At 66.0% G+C, this 25,977-nt stretch carries 27 protein-coding genes and 1 pseudogene; 20 read left to right on the forward strand and 8 right to left on the reverse strand.

Features of this window, described 5'->3' with window-relative positions:
• Nucleotides 1-66 precede the first annotated feature (66 nt).
• Complete coding sequence (gene ppk2 / locus ACFOMH_RS19080) at nt 67-975, reverse strand: polyphosphate kinase 2 (protein WP_374427464.1); 909 nt, start codon at nt 973-975, stop codon at nt 67-69.
• A gap of 88 nt (nt 976-1,063) precedes the next feature.
• Entirely contained in the window at nt 1,064-1,507 is a 444-nt protein-coding gene (locus tag ACFOMH_RS19085; RefSeq protein ID WP_377746494.1) for a hypothetical protein, read from the reverse strand.
• Nucleotides 1,508-1,729: 222 nt separating this feature from the next.
• On the opposite strand from ACFOMH_RS19085, the gene dusA reads away from it, so the two are divergent.
• Nucleotides 1,730-2,716: a tRNA dihydrouridine(20/20a) synthase DusA gene (gene dusA, locus ACFOMH_RS19090; protein WP_377746496.1), complete on the forward strand. Its 987-nt coding sequence runs from the start codon at nt 1,730-1,732 to the stop codon at nt 2,714-2,716.
• On the opposite strand, the gene ACFOMH_RS19095 is transcribed toward dusA, so the two are convergent.
• Both ACFOMH_RS19095 and mazG read right to left on the reverse strand, forming a co-directional pair.
• Nucleotides 2,700-3,638, reverse strand: a complete 939-nt coding sequence (locus tag ACFOMH_RS19095; protein ID WP_377746498.1) for a phosphotransferase — start codon at nt 3,636-3,638, stop codon at nt 2,700-2,702. The genes dusA and ACFOMH_RS19095 overlap by 17 nt on opposite strands.
• The gene (gene mazG, locus ACFOMH_RS19100) at nt 3,610-4,455 is read right to left on the reverse strand and encodes a nucleoside triphosphate pyrophosphohydrolase (protein WP_377746500.1); all 846 of its coding nucleotides are present in this window, start codon (nt 4,453-4,455) and stop codon (nt 3,610-3,612) included. Before mazG ends, ACFOMH_RS19095 begins: the two co-directional genes overlap by 29 nt.
• Before the next feature lie 188 nt (nt 4,456-4,643).
• Here mazG and yajC point away from each other — a divergent pair, with 188 nt between their 5' ends.
• The 11 genes from yajC to ACFOMH_RS19155 all read left to right on the forward strand — a co-directional run bounded on the left by yajC (nt 4,644) and on the right by ACFOMH_RS19155 (nt 13,000).
• Nucleotides 4,644-4,976, forward strand: coding sequence for a preprotein translocase subunit YajC (gene yajC, locus ACFOMH_RS19105; protein ID WP_374427449.1), 333 nt, complete (start codon nt 4,644-4,646; stop codon nt 4,974-4,976).
• A gap of 18 nt (nt 4,977-4,994) precedes the next feature.
• Nucleotides 4,995-6,659, forward strand: a complete 1,665-nt coding sequence (gene secD, locus ACFOMH_RS19110; RefSeq protein ID WP_377746502.1) for a protein translocase subunit SecD — start codon at nt 4,995-4,997, stop codon at nt 6,657-6,659.
• A 13-nt stretch (nt 6,660-6,672) separates the two neighbouring features.
• A complete protein-coding gene (gene secF / locus ACFOMH_RS19115) occupies nt 6,673-7,659 on the forward strand; it encodes a protein translocase subunit SecF (RefSeq protein WP_377746504.1) in 987 nt (328 codons plus the stop codon).
• On the forward strand, nt 7,659-8,015 hold the full coding sequence (locus ACFOMH_RS19120) for an Mth938-like domain-containing protein (RefSeq protein WP_377746506.1): 357 nt from the start codon (nt 7,659-7,661) through the stop codon (nt 8,013-8,015). The genes secF and ACFOMH_RS19120 overlap by 1 nt, the downstream gene beginning before the upstream one ends.
• Complete coding sequence (ccmA, locus tag ACFOMH_RS19125; RefSeq protein WP_377746508.1) at nt 8,012-8,644, forward strand: heme ABC exporter ATP-binding protein CcmA; 633 nt, start codon at nt 8,012-8,014, stop codon at nt 8,642-8,644. The genes ACFOMH_RS19120 and ccmA overlap by 4 nt, the downstream gene beginning before the upstream one ends.
• Nucleotides 8,645-8,672: 28 nt before the next feature.
• On the forward strand, nt 8,673-9,329 hold the full coding sequence (gene ccmB / locus ACFOMH_RS19130; RefSeq protein WP_377746510.1) for a heme exporter protein CcmB: 657 nt from the start codon (nt 8,673-8,675) through the stop codon (nt 9,327-9,329).
• 63 nt (nt 9,330-9,392) lie between these two features.
• On the forward strand, nt 9,393-10,118 hold the full coding sequence (locus tag ACFOMH_RS19135; RefSeq protein ID WP_374427434.1) for a heme ABC transporter permease: 726 nt from the start codon (nt 9,393-9,395) through the stop codon (nt 10,116-10,118).
• Complete coding sequence (gene ccmD, locus ACFOMH_RS19140; RefSeq protein ID WP_374427431.1) at nt 10,115-10,258, forward strand: heme exporter protein CcmD; 144 nt, start codon at nt 10,115-10,117, stop codon at nt 10,256-10,258. Before ACFOMH_RS19135 ends, ccmD begins: the two co-directional genes overlap by 4 nt.
• A 13-nt stretch (nt 10,259-10,271) precedes the next feature.
• Entirely contained in the window at nt 10,272-10,790 is a 519-nt protein-coding gene (locus tag ACFOMH_RS19145) for a DsbE family thiol:disulfide interchange protein (protein ID WP_377746530.1), read from the forward strand.
• Nucleotides 10,791-10,961: 171 nt separating this feature from the next.
• The gene (gene hisC / locus ACFOMH_RS19150) at nt 10,962-12,065 is read left to right on the forward strand and encodes a histidinol-phosphate transaminase (protein ID WP_377746513.1); all 1,104 of its coding nucleotides are present in this window, start codon (nt 10,962-10,964) and stop codon (nt 12,063-12,065) included.
• Nucleotides 12,065-13,000 carry a prephenate/arogenate dehydrogenase family protein gene (locus ACFOMH_RS19155; RefSeq protein ID WP_374427426.1) on the forward strand — a complete coding sequence of 312 codons (936 nt, stop codon included), beginning with the start codon at nt 12,065-12,067 and terminating at the stop codon, nt 12,998-13,000. The genes hisC and ACFOMH_RS19155 overlap by 1 nt, the downstream gene beginning before the upstream one ends.
• Here ACFOMH_RS19155 and ACFOMH_RS19160 read toward each other — a convergent pair.
• A complete protein-coding gene (locus ACFOMH_RS19160) occupies nt 12,997-14,028 on the reverse strand; it encodes a DUF2125 domain-containing protein (RefSeq protein ID WP_377746515.1) in 1,032 nt (343 codons plus the stop codon). The two genes, ACFOMH_RS19155 and ACFOMH_RS19160, sit on opposite strands and share 4 nt — an antisense overlap.
• 102 nt (nt 14,029-14,130) lie before the next feature.
• On the opposite strand from ACFOMH_RS19160, the gene ACFOMH_RS19165 reads away from it, so the two are divergent.
• The 3 genes and pseudogenes from ACFOMH_RS19165 (at nt 14,131) to ACFOMH_RS19175 (ending at nt 17,992) form a co-directional block, all read left to right on the forward strand.
• Nucleotides 14,131-14,691, forward strand: coding sequence for a gamma-glutamylcyclotransferase (locus ACFOMH_RS19165; protein ID WP_374427420.1), 561 nt, complete (start codon nt 14,131-14,133; stop codon nt 14,689-14,691).
• Nucleotides 14,692-14,934: 243 nt separating this feature from the next.
• A pseudogene (locus ACFOMH_RS20590) lies at nt 14,935-15,700 on the forward strand (hypothetical protein); the annotation flags it as partial.
• Nucleotides 15,701-16,567: 867 nt separating this feature from the next.
• A complete protein-coding gene (locus ACFOMH_RS19175; protein ID WP_377746519.1) occupies nt 16,568-17,992 on the forward strand; it encodes a peptidoglycan -binding protein in 1,425 nt (474 codons plus the stop codon).
• A 70-nt stretch (nt 17,993-18,062) separates the two neighbouring features.
• Here ACFOMH_RS19175 and ACFOMH_RS19180 read toward each other — a convergent pair whose 3' ends face one another.
• Nucleotides 18,063-19,064, reverse strand: coding sequence for a glycosyltransferase family 8 protein (locus ACFOMH_RS19180; RefSeq protein WP_377746521.1), 1,002 nt, complete (start codon nt 19,062-19,064; stop codon nt 18,063-18,065).
• A gap of 194 nt (nt 19,065-19,258) precedes the next feature.
• Complete coding sequence (locus ACFOMH_RS19185) at nt 19,259-19,810, reverse strand: LabA-like NYN domain-containing protein (protein WP_377746523.1); 552 nt, start codon at nt 19,808-19,810, stop codon at nt 19,259-19,261.
• 10 nt (nt 19,811-19,820) lie between these two features.
• On the opposite strand from ACFOMH_RS19185, the gene folK reads away from it, so the two are divergent.
• The 4 genes from folK (at nt 19,821) to ACFOMH_RS19205 (ending at nt 23,647) form a co-directional block, all read left to right on the forward strand.
• Complete coding sequence (gene folK / locus ACFOMH_RS19190; protein ID WP_377746525.1) at nt 19,821-20,414, forward strand: 2-amino-4-hydroxy-6-hydroxymethyldihydropteridine diphosphokinase; 594 nt, start codon at nt 19,821-19,823, stop codon at nt 20,412-20,414.
• A gap of 69 nt (nt 20,415-20,483) precedes the next feature.
• Nucleotides 20,484-20,840, forward strand: a complete 357-nt coding sequence (rpoZ, locus tag ACFOMH_RS19195; RefSeq protein ID WP_374425276.1) for a DNA-directed RNA polymerase subunit omega — start codon at nt 20,484-20,486, stop codon at nt 20,838-20,840.
• Between the two features lie 22 nt (nt 20,841-20,862).
• The gene (locus tag ACFOMH_RS19200) at nt 20,863-22,980 is read left to right on the forward strand and encodes a RelA/SpoT family protein (RefSeq protein ID WP_377746527.1); all 2,118 of its coding nucleotides are present in this window, start codon (nt 20,863-20,865) and stop codon (nt 22,978-22,980) included.
• A gap of 16 nt (nt 22,981-22,996) precedes the next feature.
• The gene (locus ACFOMH_RS19205; protein WP_374425278.1) at nt 22,997-23,647 is read left to right on the forward strand and encodes a DUF2062 domain-containing protein; all 651 of its coding nucleotides are present in this window, start codon (nt 22,997-22,999) and stop codon (nt 23,645-23,647) included.
• Here ACFOMH_RS19205 and ACFOMH_RS19210 read toward each other — a convergent pair.
• A complete protein-coding gene (locus ACFOMH_RS19210; RefSeq protein WP_377746528.1) occupies nt 23,644-24,954 on the reverse strand; it encodes an NAD(P)/FAD-dependent oxidoreductase in 1,311 nt (436 codons plus the stop codon). The genes ACFOMH_RS19205 and ACFOMH_RS19210 overlap by 4 nt on opposite strands.
• A 304-nt stretch (nt 24,955-25,258) precedes the next feature.
• Here ACFOMH_RS19210 and ACFOMH_RS19215 point away from each other — a divergent pair, with 304 nt between their 5' ends.
• Nucleotides 25,259-25,903: a hydrolase gene (locus ACFOMH_RS19215; RefSeq protein ID WP_377746529.1), complete on the forward strand. Its 645-nt coding sequence runs from the start codon at nt 25,259-25,261 to the stop codon at nt 25,901-25,903.
• Nucleotides 25,904-25,977 lie beyond the last annotated feature (74 nt).

The raw sequence follows: 25,977 nt of genomic DNA on the forward strand, positions 1-25,977 counted from the left end.
TTGCCGGGAATGCCCCGACAGGCAAGCTCTGACAGGCAAGCTCTGCCGCGCAGGTCTCGGGCGGGATCAATAGCGCTGCGGCACATAAAGATCGTGGGGCAGGACGTCGCGTTCGTAATCGGGCTTGAAGACGCGCTCGGGCAGCACGACCTCGTCATGCGGAACCTCCTGATAGGGGATCTGTTCCAAAAGATGGGCCATGCAGTTCAGCCGCGCGCGCTTTTTGTCGTTGCCGGGCACGATATACCAGGGCGCTTCGGGGATGTTGGTGCGCTCGAACATCTCTTCCTTGGCCTTGGTGTAATCCTCCCAGCGGATGCGCGATTGCAGGTCCATGGGCGACAGTTTCCACTGTTTCAGCGGGTCGTGGATGCGGATCAGAAAGCGCATCTGCTGTTCCTCGTCGGTGATCGAGAACCAGTATTTCACCAGCCGGATCCCCGACCGCACCAGCATGCGTTCGAATTCCGGCACGTCGCGAAAGAACTGCTCGACCTGATCCTCGTCGGCAAAGCCCATCACGCGCTCGACCCCGGCGCGGTTATACCAGCTGCGGTCGAACAGCACGATTTCCCCCCCGGCGGGCAGGTGGGGGACATAGCGTTGAAAATACCATTGCGTCTTTTCGCGATCCGACGGCGCGGGCAGGGCGACGACGCGGGCCACGCGCGGGTTCAGGCGCTGGGTGATGCGCTTGATCGCGCCGCCCTTGCCGGCGCTGTCGCGCCCCTCGAAGAGCACGACCACCTTTTCGCCGTGATAGGCGACCCAGTCCTGCAACTTGATCAGTTCCGATTGCAGACGCAGCAATTCCTGGAAATACAGCCCGCGGTCCATCTGTTCGGGATGGGTGTCGCGATAGATCTGCTTGATCTCGCGGCTCAGGACGGCGTCTTCCAACTCGATCTCGTAATCCTCGTCGAGCGTGTCCTGAAGCTCTTCTTCAAGCCAGTCCTTCGGCGGCCGATCCTGCATTTCCTGTTGCTCCCTGCTGACGTGGCGGACATAGCCCGCCTTTATGACAATCCCGTGTCGTTTCTGCCGGTTCCCGGTCGCGGCGTGCTCAGAAGAGGCCGGCGCAGCTGCGCGTGACCCCAAAGGCGAAGCCGCCGCCATCCGCCGCAGCCACCGTCCCGCACCAGCGGCCATCGCTGGAAAACAGGCTTTTGCTGCCGCGCGGGCGATATGCCACCCGTTTGCCGGCCACATCGAACAGGTTCAGCGTACCGGCATCGCTTTGGGCGTAATAGCCGATCACGGCGCCGTCTGCGGTAAAGATCACGCGCTTCTCATTGGCCGGGTTGCTTGGCGAATTGCCATAGGCCGAGGATCGGTTGGCCGGGCTTGCGGCCGAATTCGCCGCCGCATTGGGGGAATTCGACTGCCGCGAGGGCGCGTTCTGGGGCGCGCCGGGGCCAAGGTCAAAGGGAAGCTGGCTCTGGTCCAGCACGAAAAGCGGCGCATCGGCCAGCGCCGGCATCGCGGCAAGGCTCAGGGCGAATGCCATGGCGGGGGCGGATCGCAGCGGCAAAGGGGGCATGGCCATATCCGGGGCTGTTTCGTCGGGTGGCGGCGATTGTGCCGCAATCGCACCGCTTTGTGGAGGGGGGCTGCGGGCACTTGGCGCAGGGCGCCCTTGCACTATATAGGCATGCGCAACGGGGGCCTTCGCCGGGCGCCCGATCCCGCGAGCCAACCGAGCCAAGGCCAAACCAAGCCAAGAAAGACCATGCTGGACCAAGCCGACCGATTGTCCGTCGCGCCGATGATGGATTGGACCGACCGCGCCTGTCGTGGGTTTCACCGGCTGCTGTCGCGCCGGGCGCTGCTTTATACAGAAATGGTGACCGCGCAGGCGGTGGTTCATGGCGATCGCGGCAAGCTCTTGGATTATGATGCGGCCGAGCATCCGCTGGCCCTGCAACTGGGCGGATCGGATCCGGCCCAGCTGGCCGAGGCCACGCGCATCGGCGCGGATTGGGGGTATGACCAGATCAATCTGAATGTCGGCTGTCCCAGCGACCGTGTGCAATCGGGCTGTTTCGGCGCGGTGCTGATGACGCGGCCAGAACTGGTGGCGGATTGCGTCGCGGCGATGATCGCGGCCAGCCCGGTCGAGGTCACGGTGAAATGCCGCATTGGCGTCGACGATCAGGATTCCGAAACCGTGCTGCCCGATTTTCTGCGCCGCATGCGCGGCGTTGGCGTGCGCCGCGTGACCGTCCATGCCCGCAAGGCCTGGCTGCAAGGTCTGTCGCCGCGCGAAAACCGTGAAATCCCGCCGCTGGATTATCCGCTGGTGCATCGGATGAAGGCGGAATTTCCCGATCTGCACCTGTCGATCAATGGCGGCATTACCTCGCTGGATCAGGTGCGCGATCATCTGCGGGTGATGGACGGGGTCATGGCCGGACGCGCCGCCTATCACCAGCCATGGGACATTCTGGGCGCGGCGGACGCGCTTTGGGGGGATGCGCCGCCCTTTGCCGACCCGCTCGATGCCGCGCGCGCCATGCGCGACCGCATCGACGCCCATCTGGCGGCCGGGGGCCGGCTGCATCAGATCACCCGCCACATGCTGGGCCTGTTTCATGGCCGGCCCGGTGCGCGGGGCTGGCGCCGGCAACTGTCCGAGGGCGCCTCGCGCGCCACGGATACGGCCAGCGCGTTGGCGGTCTATGACGCCGCGCTGGCCGAGGTCATGGCCCCGGCGTGATCGCCCAGTCGCGCAGGCAGCGCGCCAGCGCCTGCCGGCGCACGGGCTGACGCGCGGTGTCCAGATAGACCTCCATCGCCATGATCCCGATCATGAAGCGCAGAATCGGCAGTTGATCGGCATCGATCAGGCCGGGCACGTTCACCAGCGCGGCATATTCCCCGGCGGCAATGCCGTTCAGCGTGTCGCGGGCGCCGCGCTGGCGCCGGCTTTCCAGCCAGACCAGCAGCCGCGACATGTCGCGCACGATTGGGATGACGGCACGGGGCTGGATGTCGATGCCAGTCAGGTGCTGGGGCGTGACGCTCAGATCCAGAAACAGGTTGTCGGGGGTCATGTCGCCATGGGTCGCCGCACGCTCGACGCTGCGTCCGCGCAAGGGCTCGGCCTCGGCGCGCATCTGGGCCATATGGGCGGCGACCAGATCGCGGTCGATCCAATCGGCACTGGCCGCGGCAAGCCGCTCATCAAGCTTGCCGAGCCAGTAGAGCGCACCGAAACTGCCGCGTTCGCGCCCGCTCGCGCCAAGCCGGGCAAGCCACTGCCCGGTCCGAGTCACCAGCGCCGCGCGTTGCGCGGGCCGCGCCCGCAAAAGCAGCCGTGACAGCGCCTGACCCGGCGCCGCCTCGGTGACGATAACGCCGTGATCGGGCAGCGCCAGCAGCGGCAGGGCAACCGCATCCGGCCCTTGCCCCAGCACCTCGGTCGCCTCGTGCAGCCTGGCGACGCTGGCCCGGACCATCGCTGCCGGATCGCCTTGCCGGAACTGCTTGAGGAATGCCCGCTGCCCGTTCAGCCGGATCTCGATCACCAGCCGTTTGGGGATATCGCGCATCAGGCCGACGAACTCGGCCCCGGCAAGTTCGGGCAGGGCGGCCAGTGCCTCGATGGGATCAGGCGCGTTCGGCGGCTTTGGCGTCATTCCAAAGGGTGTCCATCTCGGCAAGATTGCTGTCCTCGGGGCGGCGGCCGGTCGCGGCCAGCGCCGCCTCGATCGCACGAAAGCGGCGGGTGAACTTGGCGTTGGCCATGCGCAGCGCCTCTTCGGGGTCGATGTCCAGATGCCGGGCCAGATTGGCCATGACGAACAAGAGATCGCCGAATTCCTCGGTCAGATGGGCGTGATCCCCGCTGTCCCGCGCGTCGACCAGCTCGTGGCTTTCCTCGGCGATCTTTTTGAGCACATCGGCCGGACCGGGCCAGTCAAAGCCCACCCGGGCCGCGCGGTTTTGCAGCTTGAGCGCGCGCGTCAGCGCCGGCAGGCCAAGCGCGACACCGTCCAGCACGCCCTTTTCCGCCTTGGCGGCGCGTTCCTTTGCCTTGATCGCCTCCCAGTCCCGGACCTGTTGTTCGGCGGACTTGTCGCGGGATTCGTCGCCAAAGATATGCGGGTGGCGGTCGATCATCTTGGTCGAGATATTCTCGACCACCTCGGCGAAACCGAACATCCCGGCCTCATCGGCCATCTGGGCGTGAAAGATCACCTGAAGCAGCAGATCGCCCAGCTCGCCCGGCAATTCGTCCCAGGCCTTGCGGGCGATGGCGTCGGCGACCTCATGCGCCTCTTCGATGGTATAGGGCGCGATCGAGGCGAAATCCTGCTCGATATCCCAGGGACAGCCGGTCTTGGGGTCGCGCAGCGCCGCCATGATCGCCAGAAGGCGCGCGATGCCGGTCCTGTCTGTGTCGTCGATCCGCAATGCCGGGTGATCCGCGCCCTGCGCCTTGTCCTTGGCCATTGCCGTTCCCTGTCAAACCTGTCGGATATGGGTGCCACAGCGCGGCTGTCATGTCCATGTTCCGGGAAGGTCACTTCTGCCGGCGGTGTGAACCGGCGCTTTCTTGCCATTGTCCGGCCTCGCGGATAGGGTGCGCGCCAAATCCGCCGGGGGATGGCCCGGAAAACCTTTAGCTCAGGGATGAAACCATGTTCGTCACCCCCGCCTATGCCCAAGCCGCAGCCCCCGCCGGAGGCGCCGCCGGTCTTGCCTCGTTCCTGCCGCTGATCCTGATCTTCGTGATCATGTATTTCCTGATGATCCGCCCGCAGCAAAAGCGCGCAAAGGAACATCGCGCCATGGTCGAGGCGCTGAAAAAGGGCGATGAGGTCGTGACCCAGGGCGGTCTGGTCGGCAAGGTCACCGCCGTCCGCGATCAGGAGCTTGAGGTCGAGATCGCGCCGGGCGTCAAGGTCCGCGTCATCCGCGCGACCGTCACCGGGCTGGTCAACCGCACCCAGCCCGCAGCCGCCAACAGCTAAAAGGCCGCGCGATCCGCCATGCTGGACATCCCATTCTGGAAGCGTCTGCTGATCCTGGGGCTTTTGGCTCTGGGATTGGTCTTCGCGATGCCGAACCTGTTCTACAAACGGGTCGAGGCGCATAACGATGCCATCACCGCCGCCGAACGCAGCGGTTTTGAATCCCCCGAACAGGCGCAGGCGCGCGCCGGCTGGCCCGACTGGCTGCCGGCGGGGCTGGTCAATCTGGGCCTGGACCTGCGGGGCGGCGCGCATCTTCTGGGCGAGGTCCATGTCGCGGATGTCTATAAGGCGCGCATGAACGGGCTGTGGCCCGAACTGCGCGACGCGCTCGCGGCCCAGCGTGACACCCTGGGCGCCATCCGCCGCGTGCAGGCCCCCGATGGCCAGCTTGCGGTCGAGATCGGCAATCCCGACCAGATGGCGCGTGCGGTGGAAATCGCCCGCGGCCTTGCCGCGCCCGTCGCCTCGCTGACCGGGGCGGGGCAGACCGATCTGGCGATCACCGCCAGCGGCAATCGTCTGACCATCGCCCTGTCCGAGGCCGAGCGTGCCGCCGTCGACGAGCGCACGGTCCAGCAAAGCCTTGAGATCATTCGCCGCCGCATCGACGAGGTCGGCACCCGCGAACCCACGATCATGCGCCAGGGCGAGGACCGGATCCTGATCCAGGTTCCCGGCATCGGCTCGGCCGAGGAGCTCAAGCAGCTGATCGGCACCACGGCCAAGCTGACCTTCAACCCGGTGGTCGGCCGCACCTCGGATGCCAATGCGCGTGCCGGTTCCGGCAATGTCGTGCTGCCTTCGATGGACGAACAGGGCATCTATTACATCATCGAGGAAAGCCCCGTCGTCACCGGCGAGGATCTGACCGATGCGCGGCCGAGCTTTGACCAGAACGGCGATCCTTCGGTCGATTTCCGTTTCGGTCCGGCCGGCGCCAAGCGGTTCGGGGCCTATACCTCGGCCAATATCGGCCAGCCTTTTGCCATCGTGCTGGACAATCAGGTGATTTCGGCCCCGGTGATCCGGCAGGCGATCACCACCGGCTCGGGACAGATTTCGGGCGCTATGAACCTTGAGGAATCGACGCGTCTGGCGGTGCTGCTGCGCGCGGGCGCGCTGCCTGCGGAAATGACCTTCCTCGAAGAACGCACCATCGGCCCGGAACTGGGGCAGGATTCGATCGATGCCGGGCGGCTTTCGGCCGTGATCGCGACGGCCGCCGTGGTGGCCTATATGATCGCAAGCTATGGGCTTTTCGGGGTCTTTGCCTCGGTCGCGGTGATCGTGAACGTCGTGCTGATCCTGGCGATCATGTCCACGATCGGCGCCACGCTGACCTTGCCCGGCATCGCCGGGATCGTGCTGACCGTGGGTACGGCGGTCGATGCCAACGTCATCATCTTCGAACGCATCCGCGAGGAATTGCGGGCCGGCAAGCGGGTGATCAAGGCCATCGACGATGGGTTCAGCGAGGCCATGTCGGCCATCATCGACGCCAACGTGACCACGTTCATTTCGGCCATGGTGATGTTCTTTCTGGGCTCGGGCCCGGTCAAGGGCTTTGCCGTCACGCTGACCATCGGCATCGCCACCTCGGTCTTTACCGCGATCTTCCTGACGCGTCTGATGATCGTGCTGTGGCTGGAATGGCGCAAGCCGAAGCAACTGGTTCTGTGAAGGGGGCAGGAAAATGGCATTCCGTCTGAAACTTGTTCCTGACGAGACTCATTTCAACTTTTTCCGCTGGCAATGGCTGACCTTCGGCATTTCGGCGGCGGCGATGGTGATGTCGGTCGTGGCCGTGCTGGTCATGGGGCTGAACTTTGGCATCGACTTCAAGGGCGGCACCACGATCCGCACCGAAAGCACGACCAATTTCGATGTCGGCGACTATCGGCAGGCGCTCGAAGAGCTGAAACTGGGCGATGTCTCGATCACCGAGGTGTTCGATCCCAGCTTCGGCACGGAAAAGCATGTGGCGATGATCCGCATCGGCACCCAGGACACCACCGGTTCGGTCACCCCCGACGAGCTGAACCGGATCGAGGGCGCGCTGAAAAAGGCCGATCCGAATGTCGCCTTCACGGCGGTGGAATCGGTCGGACCCAAGGTCTCGGGCGAGTTGATCATGACGGCGGTCTATGCGGTGGGTGCCGCGACCATCGCCATCATGTTCTATATCTGGCTGCGCTTTGAATGGCAGTTCGCGCTGGGGGCGGTGGTCTCGATCGCGCATGACGTGCTTTTGACCATCGGCATCTTCGCGGTGTTGCAGCTGAAATTCGATCTCAGCACCATCGCGGCCTTGCTCACGACGCTGGGCTATTCGGTGAACGACACGGTCGTCGTCTTTGACCGGCTGCGCGAGAACCTGATCAAGTCCAAGACCGAGCCGCTGATCGACGTCATGAACCGCACAGTCAACGAAACGCTGTCGCGCACGGTGATGACGGCGGTGACCACGGCGCTGGCGCTTGGGGCGATGATGATCTTTGGCGGCGACGTGATTCGCGGCTTTGTCTTTGCCATGCTGTGGGGTGTCTTTGTCGGTGCCTATTCCACGGTCTATGTGGCCAAGAACATCGTGCTTTGGCTGGGCGTGAAACGCGACTGGTCCAAGCCCGAGCCGGGCGTCAAAGTCGATGAGGTGCCGGCGGCCTTCCGGGACGCGCCCTGATGCCGATGATGGAGCCCAGCGATTTTTCGGGGGCCGTGCCGGTGGACGGCTACGGCCCCGGCTTCTTTCGGGTCCGGGGCCTTCTGTATCGCGGCCCGGTTCTGGTGACCGAGCGTGGCGCAAGCGACTGGGGCGGGCTGACGGATGTGCGGCCGCTTCTGGATCTGGCCGGCCGGGTCGATGTGCTGTTTCTGGGCATGGGCGCCGATATCGCGCCGCCGCCGCGCGACCTGATCGCGGCGCTTGAGGCCGCGGGCATCATGCCCGAGGCGATGAACACCGCCTCGGCCGCGCGCAGCTATAACGTCACCCTGTCCGAGGGCCGGCGCGTGGCCTGCGCGCTGCTGCCGCTATGATACGGCTTGCGGCGCGCGATCTGGCCGTTGCGCGCGGTGGGTTGCGCGCTGTCGAGGGGCTGTCCTTCGACCTGTCCGCCGGTCAGGCGCTGGTCCTGCGCGGCCCGAACGGGATCGGCAAGACCACGGTCTTGCGCAGCCTGGCCGGGCTGCAACCCGCCATCGCCGGCACGATCACGGCCGCGCCCGAGAGCCTTGCCTATGCCGGCCATGCCGATGGGCTGAAATCGGCGCTGTCCGTTTCCGAAAACCTGCATTTCTGGGCCGATGTCTTTGGCGGTCCCGGGATCGACACGGCGCTGGACCGGATGAACCTGCGCGATCTGGCCGCGCGCCCCGCGCATGCGCTGTCGGCGGGGCAAAAGCGCCGGCTTGGCCTTGCGCGGCTGTTGGTGACCGGGCGCTCGGTCTGGTTGCTGGATGAGCCGACGGTGTCGCTGGACGCGGCCTCGGTCGCGCTTTTTGCGGGGGTGTTGCGCGATCATCTGGCGCAGGGGGGGGCGGCGCTGATCGCCACCCATATCGACCTTGGCCTGCCCGAGGCCGAGATCCTCGATCTGACACCCTATCGCGCCGGGCCGGTGCGGCGCGATGCGCGTCCCGCCGGCTTTAACGAGGCATTCGCATGACGGGCATTCGCATGATCGGGGGACGGGCATGAAATCGCTGCTGCTGCGCGATCTGCGTCTGGCCACGCGCGCGGGCGGCGGCTTTGGTCTGGCGCTGGCGTTTTTCCTGATCGTCTGCACGCTCGTGCCCTTTGGCGTCGGCCCCGAGGGCGGCACCTTGTCGCGCATTGCCCCGGGGATCCTGTGGGTGGGCGCGCTGCTGGCTTGTCTTTTGTCGCTGGACCGGATTTTCGCGCTGGATTTCGAAGATGGCAGTCTTGATCTTCTGGCGACCTCGCCCTTGCCGCTTGAGGGGGCGGTCGCGGTCAAGGCTTTCGCGCATTGGCTGACCACCGGCTTGCCGCTGGTGATCTTTGCGCCGGTGCTGGGGGTGCTTTTGCACCTGCCGGGGCCGGCCTATCCGTGGCTTCTGGCCTCGCTTGCCATGGGCACGCCGGCGCTGTCGATGCTGGGCGCATTCGGGGCGGCGGTGACCGTGGGGCTGCGGCGCGGAGGCTTGCTGATGTCGCTTCTGGTGCTGCCGCTTTATGTGCCGACGCTGATTTTCGGGGCCGAGGCGGTGCGGCGGGGCGCGGCCGGTGCCGATCCGGTGACGCCGCTGGTGTTTCTGGCCGGGATCACGCTGGCGGTGCTGGCGCTGGTGCCCTTTGTCTCGGCGATGGCCTTGCGGGTCAATCTGCGATGAGGGCGGGGGGATGCGACCAATGCGCACTTGAGCGGCGCCGGGACGCAGGTTAGGGAGGCAGCCATGTCGATCTGGGAATACGCCAACCCCGTCAAGTTCATGCGCGTCTCGGGCGCGGTCCTGCCATGGGTCGTGGCGGGGGCGGCCCTCTGTACCCTGACCGGGCTGGTCTGGGGCTTTCTGACGCCCGAGGATTACAAGCAGGGATCGACGGTCAAGATCATCTTCCTGCATGTGCCGGCGGCGCTGATGGCGATCAATATCTGGCTGATGATGCTGGTCACCTCGCTGATCTGGCTGATCCGGCGCCACCATGTCAGCGCGCTGGCCGCCAGGGCGGCGGCGCCGGTCGGCGCGGTGATGACGCTGATCGCGCTGATCACCGGGGCGATCTGGGGCCAGCCGATGTGGGGAACGTGGTGGGAATGGGATCCGCGGCTGACCAGCTTTCTGATCCTGTTTCTGTTTTATCTGGGCTATATGGCGCTTTGGGGCGCGGTCGAGGATGCCGACAGCGCCGCCGATCTGACCGGGGTGCTGTGCCTTGTCGGTTCGGTCTTTGCGCTTTTGTCGCGCTATGCGGTGAATTTCTGGAATCAGGGCCTGCATCAGGGGGCGTCGCTGTCGATGGCGCCGGGCGAACGGATGAGCGCCGTCTATCGCTATCCGCTTTACCTGACGATGCTGGGCTTCTTTTTGTTGTTCGTCGCGCTTTTGCTGATCCGCACCCGGACCGAGATCCGCCGCCGCCGTCTGGCCGCGCTGCTGGCAAGGGAGAATCGCGCATGATCGAGCTTGGCAAATATGCCACGACCGTGGTCGCCGCCTATGGCGCGAGCCTGGTCTTGCTGGTGGGGATCGTGGTGCAGAGCGTCATCGCCAATGCCCGCGCCCGGCGCGCATTGAAGGAGCATGAGAACCGTGGCTAAGCTGTCGCCGATGATGTTGCTGCCGATCGCGGTTTTCGCCGGTTTCGCGGGCATGGCCGCATGGGCGCTGATGCGGGACAATCCCGATGTCGTGCCCTCGGCCATGGTCGGGCGCGAGGCGCCTTCGGTCGGGGCGACCACATTGCCCGGCAAGACCCAGTTGACCGACGAGATGTTGCGCCAGCCGGGGGTGAAGCTGGTGAATTTCTGGGCCAGCTGGTGCCCGCCCTGCCGGGCCGAGCATCCGACGCTGACCGAACTGTCCAAGCGCATGCCGGTTTACGGTGTCGATCTGAAGGATCCCGAAAGCGCGGCGCTGGGATTTCTGTCCGAGCATGGCGATCCGTTTCACGCGCTGGCCACCGATCCGCGCGGGCGCATCGCCATCGACTGGGGTGTGACCGCGCCGCCGGAAACCTTTATCATCGACGGCAAGGGGCGCATTCTTTATCGCCATGCCGGGCCGCTGGTGCGCGAGGATTATACCAACCGTTTCCTGCCCGAGCTGGAAAAGGCGCTGGCCGCCGAATAAGGCGCCAAATCGCGCGCCCAATCGCGCGCCATGTCTTTGGCCATGGTGCCGGTTGCGCCGTCGCATGGATATTTGAATGAAGAAGAAAGCCCCGCCGTCCGTTCCGGGATGACAAGGCTTTCCAAGCCCAGCCGCCGGCGATATGAGAACAGGGCTTGCAAGAGGCCCATCATGTCGCAGAACCCCCCGACCATCGCCCCGCAACCCGGAATCATGGAGATTTCGCTGTATGAGGGCGGGGCCTCAAAGGTGGCGGGGGTCGAGAATGTGGTCAAGCTCTCGTCAAACGAGAACCCGTTCGGGCCTTCGGACAAGGCGCGCGAGGCGGTGATCCGCGCCGCGCATGCGATGCATCGTTACCCCAATACCGATCACGTCAGCCTGCGCGCCGCCATCGGCGAGGTGCATGGGCTGGATCCCGACCGCATCATCTGTGGCGTGGGATCCGACGAGATCATCCATTTCCTGTGCCAGGCCTATGCCGGGCCGGGGACCGAGGTGCTGTTCACCGAGCATGGTTTTTTGATGTACCGCATCAGCGCCCATGCCGCCGGCGCGACGCCCGTCCAGGTGCGCGAGCGCGATCGCGTCACCGATATAGACGCGCTGATCGCGGGGGCGACCGAGGCCACGCGGCTGATCTTTGTCGCCAATCCCAACAATCCGACCGGCACCATGATCGGTCTGCCCGATCTTGAGCGGCTGGCGCGCGCCGTGCCGCAGGCCATTCTGGTGGTCGATGCCGCCTATGCCGAATATGTCGAGAATTACGATGGCGGCGCCGAGCTGGCGACGCGCTTGCCCAATGTCTTCATGACGCGGACATTTTCCAAGATTTACGGGCTGGGCGGGATGCGCATCGGCTGGGGTTACGGTCCGCGCGCGATTGTCGATGTGCTGAACCGCATCCGCGGGCCTTTCAATCTGTCGCAGCCGGCGCTGGATGCCGCCGAGGCCGCCATGCGCGACCGCGATCATGTCGCGCGCTGTCAGGCCGAGAATGCGCGCATGCGCAACTGGCTGGCCGAGGCGCTGGCGGAAAAGGGGGTGGCTTCGGACACGTCCTGCGCGAATTTCATCCTTGCGCGTTTTGCGGATGCGGAAACCGCCGGGGCCTGTGACGACTATCTCAAGGGGCAGGGGCTGATCGTGCGGCGCGTGGCCGGCTATGGCCTGCCCAATTGCTTGCGCATCACGGTGGGCGACGAGGCGTCCTGTCGGCGGGTGGCCCATGTCATCGGCCAGTTCATGGCCGAACGCGCGGAGGCGGGTTGATGGCGGTGCTTTATGATCGCGTGGCCTTGATCGGTCTGGGGCTGATCGCGGGGTCGATGTCGCTGGCCATGCGGGCGGGCGGGCTTGCCGGCGAGACGGTGGGCTATGCGCGCAGCCCCGAGACCCGCGCCGCCGCCCGCCAGATCGGGCTGGTCGACCGGGTCGCCGAAAGCGCCGCCGAGGCGGTCGCGGGCGCCGATCTGGTGGTGCTTGCGGTGCCGGTCGGCGTCATGGGCGCGGTCGCGGCCGAGATCGCGCCGCATCTGAAACCCGGCGCTACGGTGACCGATGTGGGCTCGGTCAAGCAGGCGGTGATCGAGGCCGTGGCGCCCCATATCCCGGCGGGTGTGCATTTCGTCCCCGGCCATCCCCTGGCCGGGACCGAACATTCCGGCCCGCATTCGGGCTTTGCCGCGCTGTTTCGCAATCGCTGGTGGCTCTTGACCCCGCCCGAGGGCACCGATCCCGAGGCCACGGCGCGTCTGGCCGCGCTGATCCGTGCCATGGGGGCCAATGTCGAGGACATGGATGCCGCCCATCACGATCTGGTGCTGGCGGTGACTAGCCATACCCCGCATCTGATCGCCTATACGATGGTGGGCGTCGCCGATCACCTCAAGCGGGTGACGGAAAGCGAGGTCATCAAATATTCGGCCGCCGGTTTTCGGGACTTTACCCGCATCGCGGCCTCGGACCCGACCATGTGGCGCGACGTGTTCTTGCAGAACAAGGAGGCGGTGCTGGACATCCTTGGCCGCTTTACCGAAGAGCTGTTCATGTTGCAGCGCGCGATCCGCATGGGCGACGGCGCGCAATTGCACGACTATTTCACCCGCACCCGCGCGATCCGGCGCGGCATCATCGAGGCCGGACAGGATACCTCGGCCCCCGATTTCGGGCGGATGCCGGCCGGGGCCGCGACCGGACAGGATTAGCGCAGGCGCGGCGCCGGTCCCAGCGGGATCGGCCCCAGGCTCATGCGCCCCTCCGACAGCGTCAGCGGCAGGCGCAATTCGCCCTGTGCGGGGGCGGGGAAGGTCAGTTCCGGCCCCGTATCCGCAGGCATGGCCGGCATCGGCAATTCGCCCATCCCCTTCAGCATGCGGCCGGCCAGCTTGACCACCCCCTGGGGCAACCAGCCCAGATCCGCCGCCAGCTGCAAGAGCGGTGCGGCATCGGGGGTGTAAAGCGCGATCAGGCCCTGTGCATGGCCCGTTTCATCGGCGCCCACCTGACCGATCAGACGCGCGCCGAGCGGCCCCAGCGTCACCCTCGCCCCCTCAAGCCGCAGCGCCAGAACCGCCGGACGGGTTTCGGGCGTCAGGTGTCCGGGACCGGGCGCCGCGTCCAGCCAGACCCGCCCCTGAGCCTCAAGCTGCAAGGCGCTGGGGATCGCGGTTTCGCGCGAGCCATCCCCCGACAGGGCCGCGACCAGCCGCACCAGATCCAGCCGCCTGACGGAAAGATCGATGTCATAGGCCGCCGCCGCATCCGCCACCCCGGTTGCGGGTGCGACATGGCGGCCATTGAGTTCCAGCCCGTCCGCCAGCGGCGCGCGATCAACCGTCAGCGGCCCCGCACTGAGCGTGATCCGGTCCAGCGCCATTCCGCCCAGCGGACGCAGCCGCATCCGTGCATCGGTGCTGCCCAGCCCCAGCGTGACCGCGCCATGGCCGCTGTCGATAACTGCCTGCGCCGGCAGGTCCAGATGCGCCTCGGTCGGGGCCAGGGGCGAGAGCCACAGATCCGCCTCGGGCAGGTCCAGCGCGCCCTCGGCGCGGGTCAGGTGCAGCCCGCTCATGTGGACGCCGATCCGTCCCGTCTCGCGCAGCTCGGTCACATCGGCGATCGAAAGGGCGGGATTGCCCTCGGCGATCCTGCGCAATTCGCGCGCCAGCAGCGTCTCGCCCCCCAGCCAAAGCCCGCCCAGAACAAGGGCAACGAAAATCGTCAGGGTCAGCAATCGGCGCAAGGCGGTCCCCAAAGTGGCGTGCCGGCTTGGATCGCCGGTCCTGCTGTCCTAAGAGGTTTCCAGATGATTGCAATCAGGGAAGATGGGTCAACTATGGGTGAGCGGCCTGAGCATTGGGTTTTTGCCTATGGCTCGCTGATGTGGGATCCGGGCTTTCCGGTGGCCGAGATGACGCCGGCCCGGCTTGAGGGCTATGCGCGCAGCTTTTGCCTGTTGTCGGTGGTGTATCGCGGCACGGTCGAGGCGCCGGGACTGGTGCTTGGCCTTGATGCGCATCCCGGCGCGCATTGCATCGGATTGGCCCTGCGTGTGGCCGAACCCGATTGGCCCGAGGCGCTGGCCGGGCTGCGCGAACGCGAGCTGACGACCTATGCCTATTCCGAACAGGTCCTGCCGCTGCGCTTGCAGGACGGGCGCGATGTCGCGGCGGTCGGCTATGTCATTCGCCGCGACCATGAACAATATGCCGGCGGGCTGGAACTGACCGAACAGGCGCGGATGATCGCCCGCGCCGAGGGCGGCCGCGGCCCGAATGCCGAATATCTCTTTAATACCGTGCGTCACCTGAACCAGATGGGGGTCGAGGATCTGGATATGGATGCGCTGGCCCGGCAGGTGCGCCTGTTGCTGCAATCGGGCGATGCGGGGCAATAGCGCATCCGATCCGTAAAGCGCCGGTAACCCATTGGCGTAACACGGCTTGGCAGCGGGGCGCCCAGGCCCTAAAGTCGGGCCGGAAGCTGGGGAAGGGGGTCGAAATTGTCCCGATCTGACGCCGAAGGTCCCGTAGACAAGGCGCCCGCCGCCGAACCGGCAGGTGGGGCCGAGGCCGCCGCCGGCCCCGAGGGGCGCCGCGCCCGCGCCGCCCGTCTGGCCGCAACGCGTAACGGCCCCGCGATGCCGGTGCCGTCCCAGCCGCAATTTTCCCAGCCCGTGCGCCAGATCCTGTTGATGCTGATCGTGATGGCGCTGGTCGTGGCCGGGGCCTGGTTCGCCTATGGCCGCATCCTGTCGATCTTTTCGTCGAACCGGTTCCTGAACGGGCTGATTCTGGGGGTGTTCGTCCTTGGGGTGCTGGGCTGTTTCTGGCAGGTTTCGGAACTGGTCAAATCGGTCAGCTGGATCGAGCGTTTCGCCGCCCGCCGGCGCAGCGCCGGTGAACGCGGACTGACCGCGCCCGAACCCGAGGCCGCCGAGGATGCGCCGCGCCTGCTGGCGCCCCTGGCCGCGCTTTTGGGACAGCGCGGCCCGGCGGGGGGCGCGATTTCGACGGAATCGGCGCGCTCGATCCTGGAATCGGTGGCCACGCGCGTCGACGAGGCCCGCGACATCACCCGTTACACCGCCAATCTTTTGATTTTCCTTGGCCTTCTGGGGACGTTCTATGGGTTGGCGACGACGGTGCCGGCGGTGGTCGACACCATCCGCGCGCTGGCGCCGCAAGAAAATGAGACCGGGCTTCAGGTCTTTGAAAAGCTGATGACTGGGCTGGAATCACAGCTGGGCGGCATGGCCACGGCCTTTTCCAGCTCGCTTTTGGGGCTGGCGGGATCGCTGGTGGTCGGGCTGCTTGAGCTGTTCGCAAGCCATGGCCAGAACCGCTTTTACCGCGAGCTCGAGGAATGGATGTCGGGCTTTACCCGCATCGGTCTGGGCGGCGACGGGCAGGGGCTGGGCGAGGCCGCGCTGACCGGTTTTGCCGAGCGGATCGAGGCCCGGATCGCCGGTTTGCAGGATTTTTATCTGCAACGCGACGAATTGCGCGATCAAGAGGCCGCCGCCGCCGATCAGCGCGCGCTGGCGCTGGCGCAGGGGGTCGAACGGCTCAGCGGCCTTCTGGGCGCGGATCGCGACCAGTTGACCGCAAGCCTGATGGCCGAACGTCAGGCCACGGCAGAGGCGCTGGCCGGGCTGGACCGGGCGATTCAGGGGCTTGCCGGCGGGTTGGCCGAAGGGTTGGCCGGGGCACGGCCCCCGGATCCGCGGCCGGCGCTGGACCGGATCGCCGAGGGGCAGGCGCGGCTGATCGCGCTGGCCGAAACCCCGGCCGATCCGGGGACGCCCGCCGCCGATCCGCGCCTGATCGCGGCTCTGGACCGCTTGGTCGAGGGGCAGGCGCATCTGGCCCGTCTGGCCGAGGCGCCCCGTCTGGCCGAGATCCCGCCCGCGCCTGTGGCGGCCGCGCCCGATCCCGTGCTGATCGCCGCGCTGGAGCGTCTGGCCGAAACCCAGACGCAACTGGCCGCGCGGGTGCCGGCGCCGGCTTTGGCCGAATCGGGCGACGGTCGCGACGGCACGCTGATCCGGGTCATTCGTCGCCTTGCCGCCGGACAGGACCGTCTGATCGAGGTGACCGAGGGCAAGGCCGCCGCCCCCGACGATCCCGAAACCCGGATGCGGCTGCGCTCGATCGACGAATTGCTGGGCCGGCTGGTCGAGGAATCGGCCAGCGGGCGTGACGGCCTGATTTCGGAACTGCGCGAGGATATGGCCGCGCTGACCCGCGCCATCCGCAATCTGGAGCGGGGCGATGGGGCTTAGCCGGGGCGGCAGCCGGGGCGGTGGCAACCGCTTTTCGGCCACCATCTGGCCGGGATTCGTCGATGCCATGACCGCGCTTTTGATGGTCATGATGTTCGTGCTGACCATCTTTTTGCTGGTGCAATCGGTGCTGCGCGATCAGATCACGACGCAGGACAGCGAGTTGGATCAGCTGGGCGCACAGGTTGCGGATCTGTCGCAGGCGCTGTCCACATCGCAGGCGCAAGCCGCCGGGCTGGAACGCGATCTGGTCAGCGAGCGCGACCGCCTGCGCCGTTCCGAACAGGCGATCGCCAGCGCCCGCGCCGAAATCGATGCCCAGACCGAGGCCGCGCGGCTTGCCGCCGCCCGGCGCGAGGCGCTTGAGGCGCTGATCGGCGATCTGCGGCGCCGCAATGCCGACACCCAGACCCGGCTCGACACGGCCGAGGCCGGGCGTCTTGCCGATGCCGCCGCCGCCGAGGCGCTGCGGGCGCGGCTCTCGCAATCGGATGCGGAACTTGATGCGGCGACACTGAACCTTGAGGCCGCGCGCAAGCGGGCCGAGGAAACACTGACCCTTTTGGCCGCCGCCGAGGCCGCGCGCGACGACCTGGCCGCCGCCCGCGACAGCCAGACCGCCGAGGCCACGCGTCAGGCCGGGCTGCTGGCGCTGGCGCAGCAAAAGCTGTCCGAGCAAGAGGCGCTTTCGACCGAGGATCAGCGTCGGGTCGCCCTGCTGAACCAGCAGGTCGCCCAGCTCAACACCCAGCTTGGCAGCCTGCGCGCCGTGCTGGATGCGGCCGGCGAGGACAAGCGCGCATCGGATCTGCGTGCCGAGGATCTGGGCGAGAAGCTCAATCTGGCGCTGTTGCGTGCCACCGAGGAAGAGCGCAAGCGCCGCGCGCTTGAGGAAGAGGCCCGCGCCCGCGCCGAGGCGGCGCAGAGCCGGGCCGAGAATGAGGCCCGCGATCTGGCCCGCTATCGCTCGGAATTCTTTGGCCGGCTGTCGCAGATCCTGGCCGGCCGCGAGGGCGTTCAGGTGGTGGGCGACCGCTTTGTCTTTTCCTCCGAGGTGCTGTTTCCGACCGGCGAGGCCGCGCTTTCGGATGAGGGCAAGGCCCAGATCGCCCGCGTGGCCGAAATGCTGGGCCAGATCGCCGATGAGATCCCGCCCGAAATCGACTGGGTGATCCGCGTCGACGGCCATACCGACAACCGGCCGCTGTCGGGGCAGGGGCGTTACCGCGACAATTGGGAACTGAGCCAGGCCCGGGCGCTGGCGGTGGTGCGCTATATGGCCGATGATCTGGGCTTTCCGGCGAATCGTCTGGTCCCGGCGGGTTTTGCCGATACCCGCCCGGTCGCCGAGGGCGAGAGCCCCGAGGCCATGGCCCGCAACCGCCGGATCGAGCTGAAGCTGACCGAACGCTGATCCGGTTCGCGCGGCGGGCGCGGGCCGGGGCATTCCGTGACGCAGGTGCCAGAAAACGCCGTTGCGGACCTCAGGCGCGCGGATCGACCAGCGTATAGGCGTCGGGAAAACGGTTCAGATAGCGCATCATCGCGCCGGCCGCGCGCCATTGCCGGAACAGCGCTGCACGCAGCGCGCCGGGGCTGGGCCAATGCCGGCGCTCGGCCTCGGGGACCGGCGGCACATGCGGGAAATGCTGGCGCAGGACCTGTCCAAAGGCCGCGCGCATCCGCATCGGCACGATCCCCTGCGACGAGGCCAGCCAGGGTTTGCGCGTGCCGATGAAATGGATCAGGCAGGGATCGGCCATCGATGTCAGATGCGTCGAGGCATTGGTGAATTGCCAGTTCCACAGCGGGCTGATTTCGGCCCAGTCGCCTTTCAGCATGCCGTTCATCAGTGCCTGATCGCGGCCAAGCCCGGCCAGATGGTTGCGGGCAAAGGCCTCGGAGCGGGCGGGCAGGTCCTCGGCGGCAAAGCCTTCGGTGTCGATCATCACCACGCCGGCGTTGAAATAGGGATGCGCGGGTTCGCCCAGCTTCTGGAATTCGGCCACCTTGCGGCCGGGGCTGCGCCATTGCCGGTTGTCGCGCACCGCCGCCACCGCATGGCCCAGCATGTCGGCCCGCATCAGCCGTGCCGGATCGCCGCGTTCATAAAGAATGTCGGCATCGATCACCAGAATGCGCCGGTAATGCCCGCGCAACGCATTGCCCAGAAACAGTTCCATATAGGTCGCAAGCGAGCGGCGCGCGTCCAGCGGCAGCGCGTCCAGCAGCGCCTCGTCGCGGGCGGCGACATGGCCGATGCCCGCGGCGCGCAGGGGGGCGGGCATCTCGACCGGCTCGGGGCCGCCGATCAGCACGTCATATTCGCGACCCGGCTGCGCGGCCATGGCCAGCGCCGGCGTCGCCGCATAAGGCAGATAATTCGCGTCGCAGGCGACAATGACGGCCAGATCGGATTGCGGCCGGAAATCCGGGCTGAAGGTGGGGCTCAGACCCATGCGGTCCTCGGGCGGATCATGGCGCATCCTTTGACATGGCTTTTCAATGCCATCTAATCCGGTCGCGCCCGCCGTATCAACGCCCCGTTCCCCCCCCTGTCGGTGATGCGCATCGACGCCCCGTGCCGACACGGGATGTTTGCTGCGCATATCCGCGCCACCGCCGACCGCCCGGCATCCTTGGCAAGGACCGGGCGGTACAGCGGGAAAGGTCCGACGCCTCAGGCGTCCTGACCGGGGTTTTCGCGCGGCGGGCGGCCGATCACCTCGCGCAGCGCGTCCAGTTCGATGAAATTGTCGGCCTGGCGGCGAAATTCATCGGCGATCATCGGCGGCTGGCTGCGCATGGTCGACACGACCGAAACGCGCACCCCCTGTCGCTGCAAGGCCTCTACCAGCGGCCGGAAATCGCCGTCGCCCGAAAACAACACCGCGTGATCCAGCCGGGGCGCAAGCTCCATGGCGTTGACCACCAGTTCGACATCCATATTGCCCTTGACCTTGCGGCGGCCGACGCCGTCGGTGTATTCGCGGGCCGGTTTGGTCACCATGGAATAGCCGTTGTAATGCAGCCAGTCGACCAGCGGGCGGATCGGGGAATATTCCTCGTTTTCCAGCAGGGCGGTGTAGTAATAGGCGCGGATCAGTTTCCCGCGACGTTCGAATTCTTGTCTTAGCAACTTGTAGTCGATATCGAAGCCCAGCGACTTTGCGGCAGCATAGAGATTCGAACCGTCGATGAACAATGCCAGCCGGTCGTCCTTGTAAAACACGTTTCCCCCGATGTCAGGTCAGCCAATTCAAGACGCAAATCTAGCTCTGCTCGCGCTCGGCGCAAACCTGCCTAGTTCGGCAGGTCCGCCCAGGGTGACCATACGTAAATCTCTGTCAGAGCTTGCGAAAAGCCCCGGAATACGGGTGCTCGCGGTCAGCAGGTTCTGGCGGACGCCGGCTTTTCCGGCCGGATCCGGTCCCGATTTCGTGAACGCCGCCGCGCTCTTGCACAGCCGTTTGCCGCCAGATGCGCTCTTGGCAGAGCTGCACCGGGTCGAGGCCGGGCTGGGCCGCCTGCGTCAGGGCGCTCGCTGGCAGGCGCGGGGGATCGACCTCGATCTTCTGGCTTATGGCGATCTTGTGCTGCCCGATGCGGCGACCCATGACGCCTGGCGCGCCCTGCCGCCCGAGCGTCAGGCCGAGCGCGCGCCCGAGGGGCTGGTGCTGCCCCATCCCCGGATGCAGGATCGCGGCTTCGTGCTTGCGCCCTTGGCTGAGGTCGCGCCGGGCTGGCGTCATCCCCGGCTGGGCCGTAGCGTGGCGCAGATGCTGGCCGATCTGCCGGCGGGGACGCTGGCCGAGATGCAGCCAGGGGATACTTGACAATTCCGGCAGGGGGCGCCAAATATCCGGCTTCGCCCTGCACCCCGATTCCAGCTGATAAGGTGACCGATGGCCCGCGTTACAGTCGAAGATTGCGTCGACAAGGTTCCGAACCGCTTTGACCTGGTGATGCTGGCCGCCCATCGTGCGCGTGAAATCGCCTCGGGCAGCCCGCTGACCGTCGACCGCGACAATGACAAGAATCCCGTCGTCTCGCTGCGCGAGATCGCCGACGAAACCCAGCCGGTGGACGAGCTGCGCGAGCGCATGATCGAAGCCACCCAGACCCAGATCGAGGTCGACGAGCCCGAAGAGGACGCGATGGCGCTGCTTCTGGGTGCGGAAATCGACCGTCCGAAACCCGTCGACGAGGAATCGGAAGAGCGCATGCTGCGCATGATGCTGGAAGCGCAGGGCCGGAACTGAGGCAAAAGGTCTTCGTCAGAACATGATCGACGTCGAAGACCTTATCGCGCTTATTCGCAATTACAATCCGCGCACCAATGCGGACCTCATTCGCGACGCCTATGAATATGGGCGTCGCATGCATGAGGGACAGTTTCGCCATTCGGGCGAACCCTATTTCACCCATCCCGTCGCCGTCGCCGCCATCCTGACCGAGATGCGGCTGGACGATGCCACGATCATCACCGCGCTTTTGCACGACACGATCGAGGATACGCGTTCGACCTGGGCCGAGGTGGCGCAGCTCTTCGGGCGCGAGGTGGCCGATCTGGTCGATGGCGTGACCAAGCTGACCAACCTGCAACTCTCCGGCGCCCATTCCAAGCAGGCGGAAAATTTCCGCAAGCTTTTCATGGCGATGTCGCGCGATCTTCGCGTGATTTTGGTCAAGCTGGCCGACCGTCTGCACAATATGCGCACGATCAAGTCGATGCGACCCGAAAAGCAGACGCAAAAGGCGCGCGAGACCATGGACATCTTTGCGCCTTTGGCCGGGCGCATGGGCATGCAATGGATGCGCGAGGAACTCGAGGATCTGGCCTTCAAGGTCATCAACCCCGAGGCGCGCAATTCGATCATCCGCCGTTTCGTGTCGTTGCAGCGCGAATCCGGCGACGTGATTCCCAAGATCACCGCCGATATCCGCGCCGAACTGGAGCGCGAGGGAATCGAGGCCGATGTTTATGGCCGCGCCAAGCGCCCCTTCAGCATCTGGCGCAAGATGCAGGAAAAGCAGCTGAGCTTTTCGCGGCTGTCGGATATTTACGGGTTCCGCATCATCACCCGCAACGAACAGGACTGTTACCGGACGCTGGGCGTGATCCATCACCGCTGGCGCGCCGTACCGGGCCGGTTCAAGGATTACATCAGCCAGCCCAAGGCCAACGGCTATCGCTCGATCCACACCACCGTGTCGGGGCGCGACGGCAAGCGGGTCGAGGTTCAGATCCGCACCCGCCAGATGCATGAGGTGGCCGAGGCCGGCGTCGCCGCCCATTGGGCATACCGTGACGGCGTGCGCACCGAAAACCCCTTTGCCGTCGATCCGGGCGAATGGATCGCCAGCCTGACCGAGCGTTTCGGCGAGGAAGATCACGACGAATTCCTCGAGCACGTCAAGCTTGAGATGTATTCCGATCAGGTCTTCTGCTTCACGCCCAAAGGCGATGTGATCCCGCTGCCGAAAGGCGCGACGCCGCTGGATTTCGCCTATGCGATCCATACCCGGCTGGGCAATAGCTGTGTCGGCGCCAAGGTGGACGGGATTCGGGTGCCGCTGTGGACGCGGCTGAAAAACGGGCAATCGGTCGATATCATCTCGGCCTCGGGACAGCGGCCACAGGCGACATGGCTCGATATCGTGGTGACCGGCCGCGCCAAGGCCGCGATCCGGCGCAGCCTGCGCCAAGAGGACCGGACCCGCTTTATCCGGCTGGGGGCCGAGCTGGTCCGGGTGGCCTTTGAGCATGTCGGCCGCAAGGTCAGCGACAAGGCCTTGCGCACCGCCGCCAAGACCATGGCGCTGCCCGACACGGACGAGCTTTTGGCCCGCATCGGCAGCGCCGAGATCGCCGCCCATGACGTGCTGACCGTGCTTTATCCCGAACTTGCCGCCGCCGGCAGCGAGATCGACGCCAAGCGCGCCGTAGCGGGTCTTGAGGCCGATCAGGAATTCACCCGCGCCCCCTGTTGCAGCCCCTTGCCGGGGGAGCGCATCGTCGGCATCACCTATCGCGGCAAGGGCGTGGTCATTCATGCCATCGACTGCCCGGTGCTGGCCGAGTTCGAGGACAGCCCCGAACGCTGGGTCGATCTGCATTGGCGCGAGGGACAGCACCCGGCCGCCTATTCGACCATGCTGTCGCTGACCATCCGCCACGATGCCGGGGTTCTGGGCCGCATCTGCACCCTGATCGGGGCGCAGGGGGCCAATATCTCGGATCTGGAATTCATGGAGCGCAAGCCCGATTTCTATCGCTTGCGGGTCGAGGTCGAGTTGCGCGACCGCGAGCATCTGCATGCGCTGATGACCGCGCTTGAGGCCGAAAGCGACGTGGCGCAGGTGGCGCGCATCCGCGATCCGTCGGCGCATGTGACCTGACGGGCGGGCGCGCGAGATGTTCAAACGACGCAAACCGCGCAGCTATTCCCAGCTGGCGACCGAAATGATCTATCCGCGCGGCGGGTGGCGGCGGGCATCGCAATATGTGATGCACCGCATCCGCCGCCTGCCGGATCAGCCGCAGCGCATCGCGCGCGGCTTTGCCGCCGGGATCATCGTCTCGTTCACGCCGCTTTTCGGCTTTCACTTCATGAGCGGGGTTCTGGTCGCGCTGTTGATCCGCGGCAATATCGTGGCGGCGCTTCTGGGCACATTCGTCGGCAACCCGCTGACATTTCCGTTCATCGCGGTGCTTTCGGTGGGGCTTGGGCGCTGGATTCTGGGGGTCGAGGGGCGGTTTCAGCCCCATCGCATCCTTGAGGAATTCACCAAGGCCTCGGGCGAGTTGTGGAACAACCTGCTGGCGCCCTTTACCGACCGCGTCGCGCATTGGCAGAATCTGGATTATTTCTGGGACAATTATTTCCTGCCCTATTTCGTGGGCGGGTTCTTTCCGGGGCTGATCGCCTCGGTCGTCGGCTATTACCTGACGCTGCCGCTGATCCGCGCCTATCACAAGCACCGCGCCCGCAAGATGGCCGAACGCATCGCGCGCGTGCAGGCTCCGCGCCCGCCCGATGGCGATGGTCCCGGCGGTCCCGGTTAAAACCCCAGTCGATCGCGCAGCGAATACCAGCCCATGCCCGCAACCAGAAGCGGCCAGCGGAACATGCCGCCGCCCGGAAACGGGCGCGAGGGCAGGGCGGCCATGGTGTCGAACCCCTGTGCCTGCCCCTGAACCGCCTGCGCCATAAGCTTGCCCGAAAGCGTCGCCAGGGCCACGCCATGGCCGGAAAAGCCGCTGGCCGACAGACAGTTCGGTGCCGGGCGGATGAAACAGGGCATGCGGTTCATGGTGATGGCAAGCGTGCCCCCCCAGGCATGGGTCAGCTCGACATCGGCAAGACCGGGATAAATCTCCAGAAGCGGCTTGCGCACCTTGGCGGCGATATCGGCCGGAAAGCGATAGCTGACATTTTCGCCGCCGCCAAAGATCAGCCGCCCCTCGGGGTCCAGCCGCCAGTAATTGACCACGAATTTCGTGTCATGGACACCAATGTCTCGTGTCAGAACCTCGGCCGCGCGCGCGCCCAGCGGCGCGGTCGCGACGATGAAGTTGTTGATCGGCATGACCCGGGCCGCGACCTTCATGTCCAGATGGCCCAGATAGCCGTTCGCGGCCAGAATCACATGATCACAGAGCACCCGGCCCTTATGGGTCTGGACAATGGTCTTTTCGTCCGCGCGCCGGGCATGGCGGATCTGGTGGACATGGCTCATTTCATAGAGGCGCGCGCCCGCCGCATCGGCCAACCGCGCCATCCCCAGCGCCAGGTCCAGCGGGTTCAGATGCCCCGCGCCATGATCCAGCTCGCCCGCGAGATAGGCCTTTGAAGGGACCAGCGCCCGGAATGCGTCACGGTCCAGCGCCTCGATGCGGCCATAGCCGTAATCGCGCGCCAGCCTGTCGATCATGGCGCGCGCATGATCGTATTCGCCGGGATTTCGAAAGGCATGCGCGATGCCGTCCGCCACCGGCACGCCGGCGCGCGCGGCCAGATCGCGGGTCAGGGCCTTGGCCTCTTCGGCCATGTCCCAAAGCCGGTGCGCGGTCTCGGCGCCGGCCATCTTTTCCAGCTCGTCGACCTCGAGCCGCTGACCCGAGCCAAGCTGACCGCCATTCCTGCCCGAGGCACCAAAGCCCATGCGATGCGCCTCAAGCAGCATGACATCCAGCCCCGCCTCGGCCAGATGCAGCGCGGCGGAAAGCCCGGTATAGCCGCCGCCGACGATCACGACATCGGCCCGCGCCTCGCCACGCTGTTCGGGAAAAGGCGACAGGGCCGGGCGGGTCGCGGCATAAAGGCTGGGCGGATATTCCCCGCGCCGGTCATTGGCGAAAAGCAGATTCATGGCGGCACCATTGCGGGGCCCATCCCCGCATCGCCCGGCATTGATGCCAGAGCGCGGCGAAAACCACCAGCATGAAGGGATTCCCGCTTTGGCGCCGGGTCGGTTGGCGCCGCCGGATTCGCGGGACACCGGGGCAAAGCCCGCGATGTCAATCGCGGTGCCGGGAACCCTATGTTCTGTTTTTAAGAACGATATATGCTTTGATCGTTCTGTTTTGCGAACTATCTATCCGGCAGAGGCAATGGGGCGGATGACAAGGATCCCCGCTCTGGCTGCCCAGGACATGTTCATGAAAGGACAAGCGATGAGTGCTCCCGCCAATTTCAACGGCCAGCTTCCGGTGATCGATCCCGATGACGCGGTCATGCTGTTGATCGACCATCAAAGCGGCCTGTTTCAGACCGTCAACGACATGCCGATGACGGCGCTGCGCCGCCATGCCGGGGCGCTGGCCTCGATCGCGACGCTGGCCGGCATCCCTGTGATCACCACGGCCTCGGTGCCGCAGGGGCCGAACGGGCCGCTGATCCCCGAAATCCACGCCAATGCGCCGCATGCGAAATACGTTGCCCGCCGGGGTGAAATCAACGCCTGGCACAATCCCGAATTCGTCAAGGCGGTGAAGGAAACCGGTCGCAAGACGCTGATCATTGCCGGCACCATCACCAGCGTTTGCATGGCCTTTCCGGCGATTTCCGCGATTGCCGAGGGCTATAAGGTCTTTGTGGTGATCGACGCCTCTGGCACCTATTCCAAGATGGCCGAGGAAATCACCCTGGCCCGTGTGGTTCAGGCCGGCGCCGTGCCCATGGACACCGCCGCCGTGGCGTCCGAGATCCAGAAAACCTGGCACCGCGACGATGCCGAGAAATGGGCCGAGATCTATACCCAGATCTTCCCCGAATACCGGCTGTTGATCGAAAGCTATCAACCCACATTCTCCAAGTAAGTCGCTGATTTCGCTGTCGTAATCGTGATATTTCGCATATAAATCATGGCGTTGACGGCTGCGAGGGGCGCGTT

Origin of the sequence: Paracoccus mangrovi (assembly GCF_042648425.1) — a bacterium.
Taxonomy (GTDB): Bacteria; Pseudomonadota; Alphaproteobacteria; order Rhodobacterales; family Rhodobacteraceae; genus Paracoccus; species Paracoccus mangrovi.

What these genes read in the sequence shown, in the direction of transcription:
- ppk2 (WP_374427464.1), bottom strand. Translation starts at nt 975, where the DNA reads ATGCAGGATCGGCCGCCGAAGGACTGGCTTGAAGAAGAGCTTCAGGAC.
- ACFOMH_RS19085 (WP_377746494.1), bottom strand. Translation starts at nt 1,507, where the DNA reads ATGGCATTCGCCCTGAGCCTTGCCGCGATGCCGGCGCTGGCCGATGCG.
- dusA (WP_377746496.1), top strand. Translation starts at nt 1,730, where the DNA reads ATGCTGGACCAAGCCGACCGATTGTCCGTCGCGCCGATGATGGATTGG.
- ACFOMH_RS19095 (WP_377746498.1), bottom strand. Translation starts at nt 3,638, where the DNA reads ATGACGCCAAAGCCGCCGAACGCGCCTGATCCCATCGAGGCACTGGCC.
- mazG (WP_377746500.1), bottom strand. Translation starts at nt 4,455, where the DNA reads ATGGCCAAGGACAAGGCGCAGGGCGCGGATCACCCGGCATTGCGGATC.
- yajC (WP_374427449.1), top strand. Translation starts at nt 4,644, where the DNA reads ATGTTCGTCACCCCCGCCTATGCCCAAGCCGCAGCCCCCGCCGGAGGC.
- secD (WP_377746502.1), top strand. Translation starts at nt 4,995, where the DNA reads ATGCTGGACATCCCATTCTGGAAGCGTCTGCTGATCCTGGGGCTTTTG.
- secF (WP_377746504.1), top strand. Translation starts at nt 6,673, where the DNA reads ATGGCATTCCGTCTGAAACTTGTTCCTGACGAGACTCATTTCAACTTT.
- ACFOMH_RS19120 (WP_377746506.1), top strand. Translation starts at nt 7,659, where the DNA reads ATGCCGATGATGGAGCCCAGCGATTTTTCGGGGGCCGTGCCGGTGGAC.
- ccmA (WP_377746508.1), top strand. Translation starts at nt 8,012, where the DNA reads ATGATACGGCTTGCGGCGCGCGATCTGGCCGTTGCGCGCGGTGGGTTG.
- ccmB (WP_377746510.1), top strand. Translation starts at nt 8,673, where the DNA reads ATGAAATCGCTGCTGCTGCGCGATCTGCGTCTGGCCACGCGCGCGGGC.
- ACFOMH_RS19135 (WP_374427434.1), top strand. Translation starts at nt 9,393, where the DNA reads ATGTCGATCTGGGAATACGCCAACCCCGTCAAGTTCATGCGCGTCTCG.
- ccmD (WP_374427431.1), top strand. Translation starts at nt 10,115, where the DNA reads ATGATCGAGCTTGGCAAATATGCCACGACCGTGGTCGCCGCCTATGGC.
- ACFOMH_RS19145 (WP_377746530.1), top strand. Translation starts at nt 10,272, where the DNA reads ATGTTGCTGCCGATCGCGGTTTTCGCCGGTTTCGCGGGCATGGCCGCA.
- hisC (WP_377746513.1), top strand. Translation starts at nt 10,962, where the DNA reads ATGTCGCAGAACCCCCCGACCATCGCCCCGCAACCCGGAATCATGGAG.
- ACFOMH_RS19155 (WP_374427426.1), top strand. Translation starts at nt 12,065, where the DNA reads ATGGCGGTGCTTTATGATCGCGTGGCCTTGATCGGTCTGGGGCTGATC.
- ACFOMH_RS19165 (WP_374427420.1), top strand. Translation starts at nt 14,131, where the DNA reads ATGGGTGAGCGGCCTGAGCATTGGGTTTTTGCCTATGGCTCGCTGATG.
- ACFOMH_RS19175 (WP_377746519.1), top strand. Translation starts at nt 16,568, where the DNA reads ATGGGGCTTAGCCGGGGCGGCAGCCGGGGCGGTGGCAACCGCTTTTCG.
- ACFOMH_RS19180 (WP_377746521.1), bottom strand. Translation starts at nt 19,064, where the DNA reads ATGCGCCATGATCCGCCCGAGGACCGCATGGGTCTGAGCCCCACCTTC.
- folK (WP_377746525.1), top strand. Translation starts at nt 19,821, where the DNA reads ATGTCAGGTCAGCCAATTCAAGACGCAAATCTAGCTCTGCTCGCGCTC.
- rpoZ (WP_374425276.1), top strand. Translation starts at nt 20,484, where the DNA reads ATGGCCCGCGTTACAGTCGAAGATTGCGTCGACAAGGTTCCGAACCGC.
- ACFOMH_RS19200 (WP_377746527.1), top strand. Translation starts at nt 20,863, where the DNA reads ATGATCGACGTCGAAGACCTTATCGCGCTTATTCGCAATTACAATCCG.
- ACFOMH_RS19205 (WP_374425278.1), top strand. Translation starts at nt 22,997, where the DNA reads ATGTTCAAACGACGCAAACCGCGCAGCTATTCCCAGCTGGCGACCGAA.
- ACFOMH_RS19210 (WP_377746528.1), bottom strand. Translation starts at nt 24,954, where the DNA reads ATGAATCTGCTTTTCGCCAATGACCGGCGCGGGGAATATCCGCCCAGC.
- ACFOMH_RS19215 (WP_377746529.1), top strand. Translation starts at nt 25,259, where the DNA reads ATGAGTGCTCCCGCCAATTTCAACGGCCAGCTTCCGGTGATCGATCCC.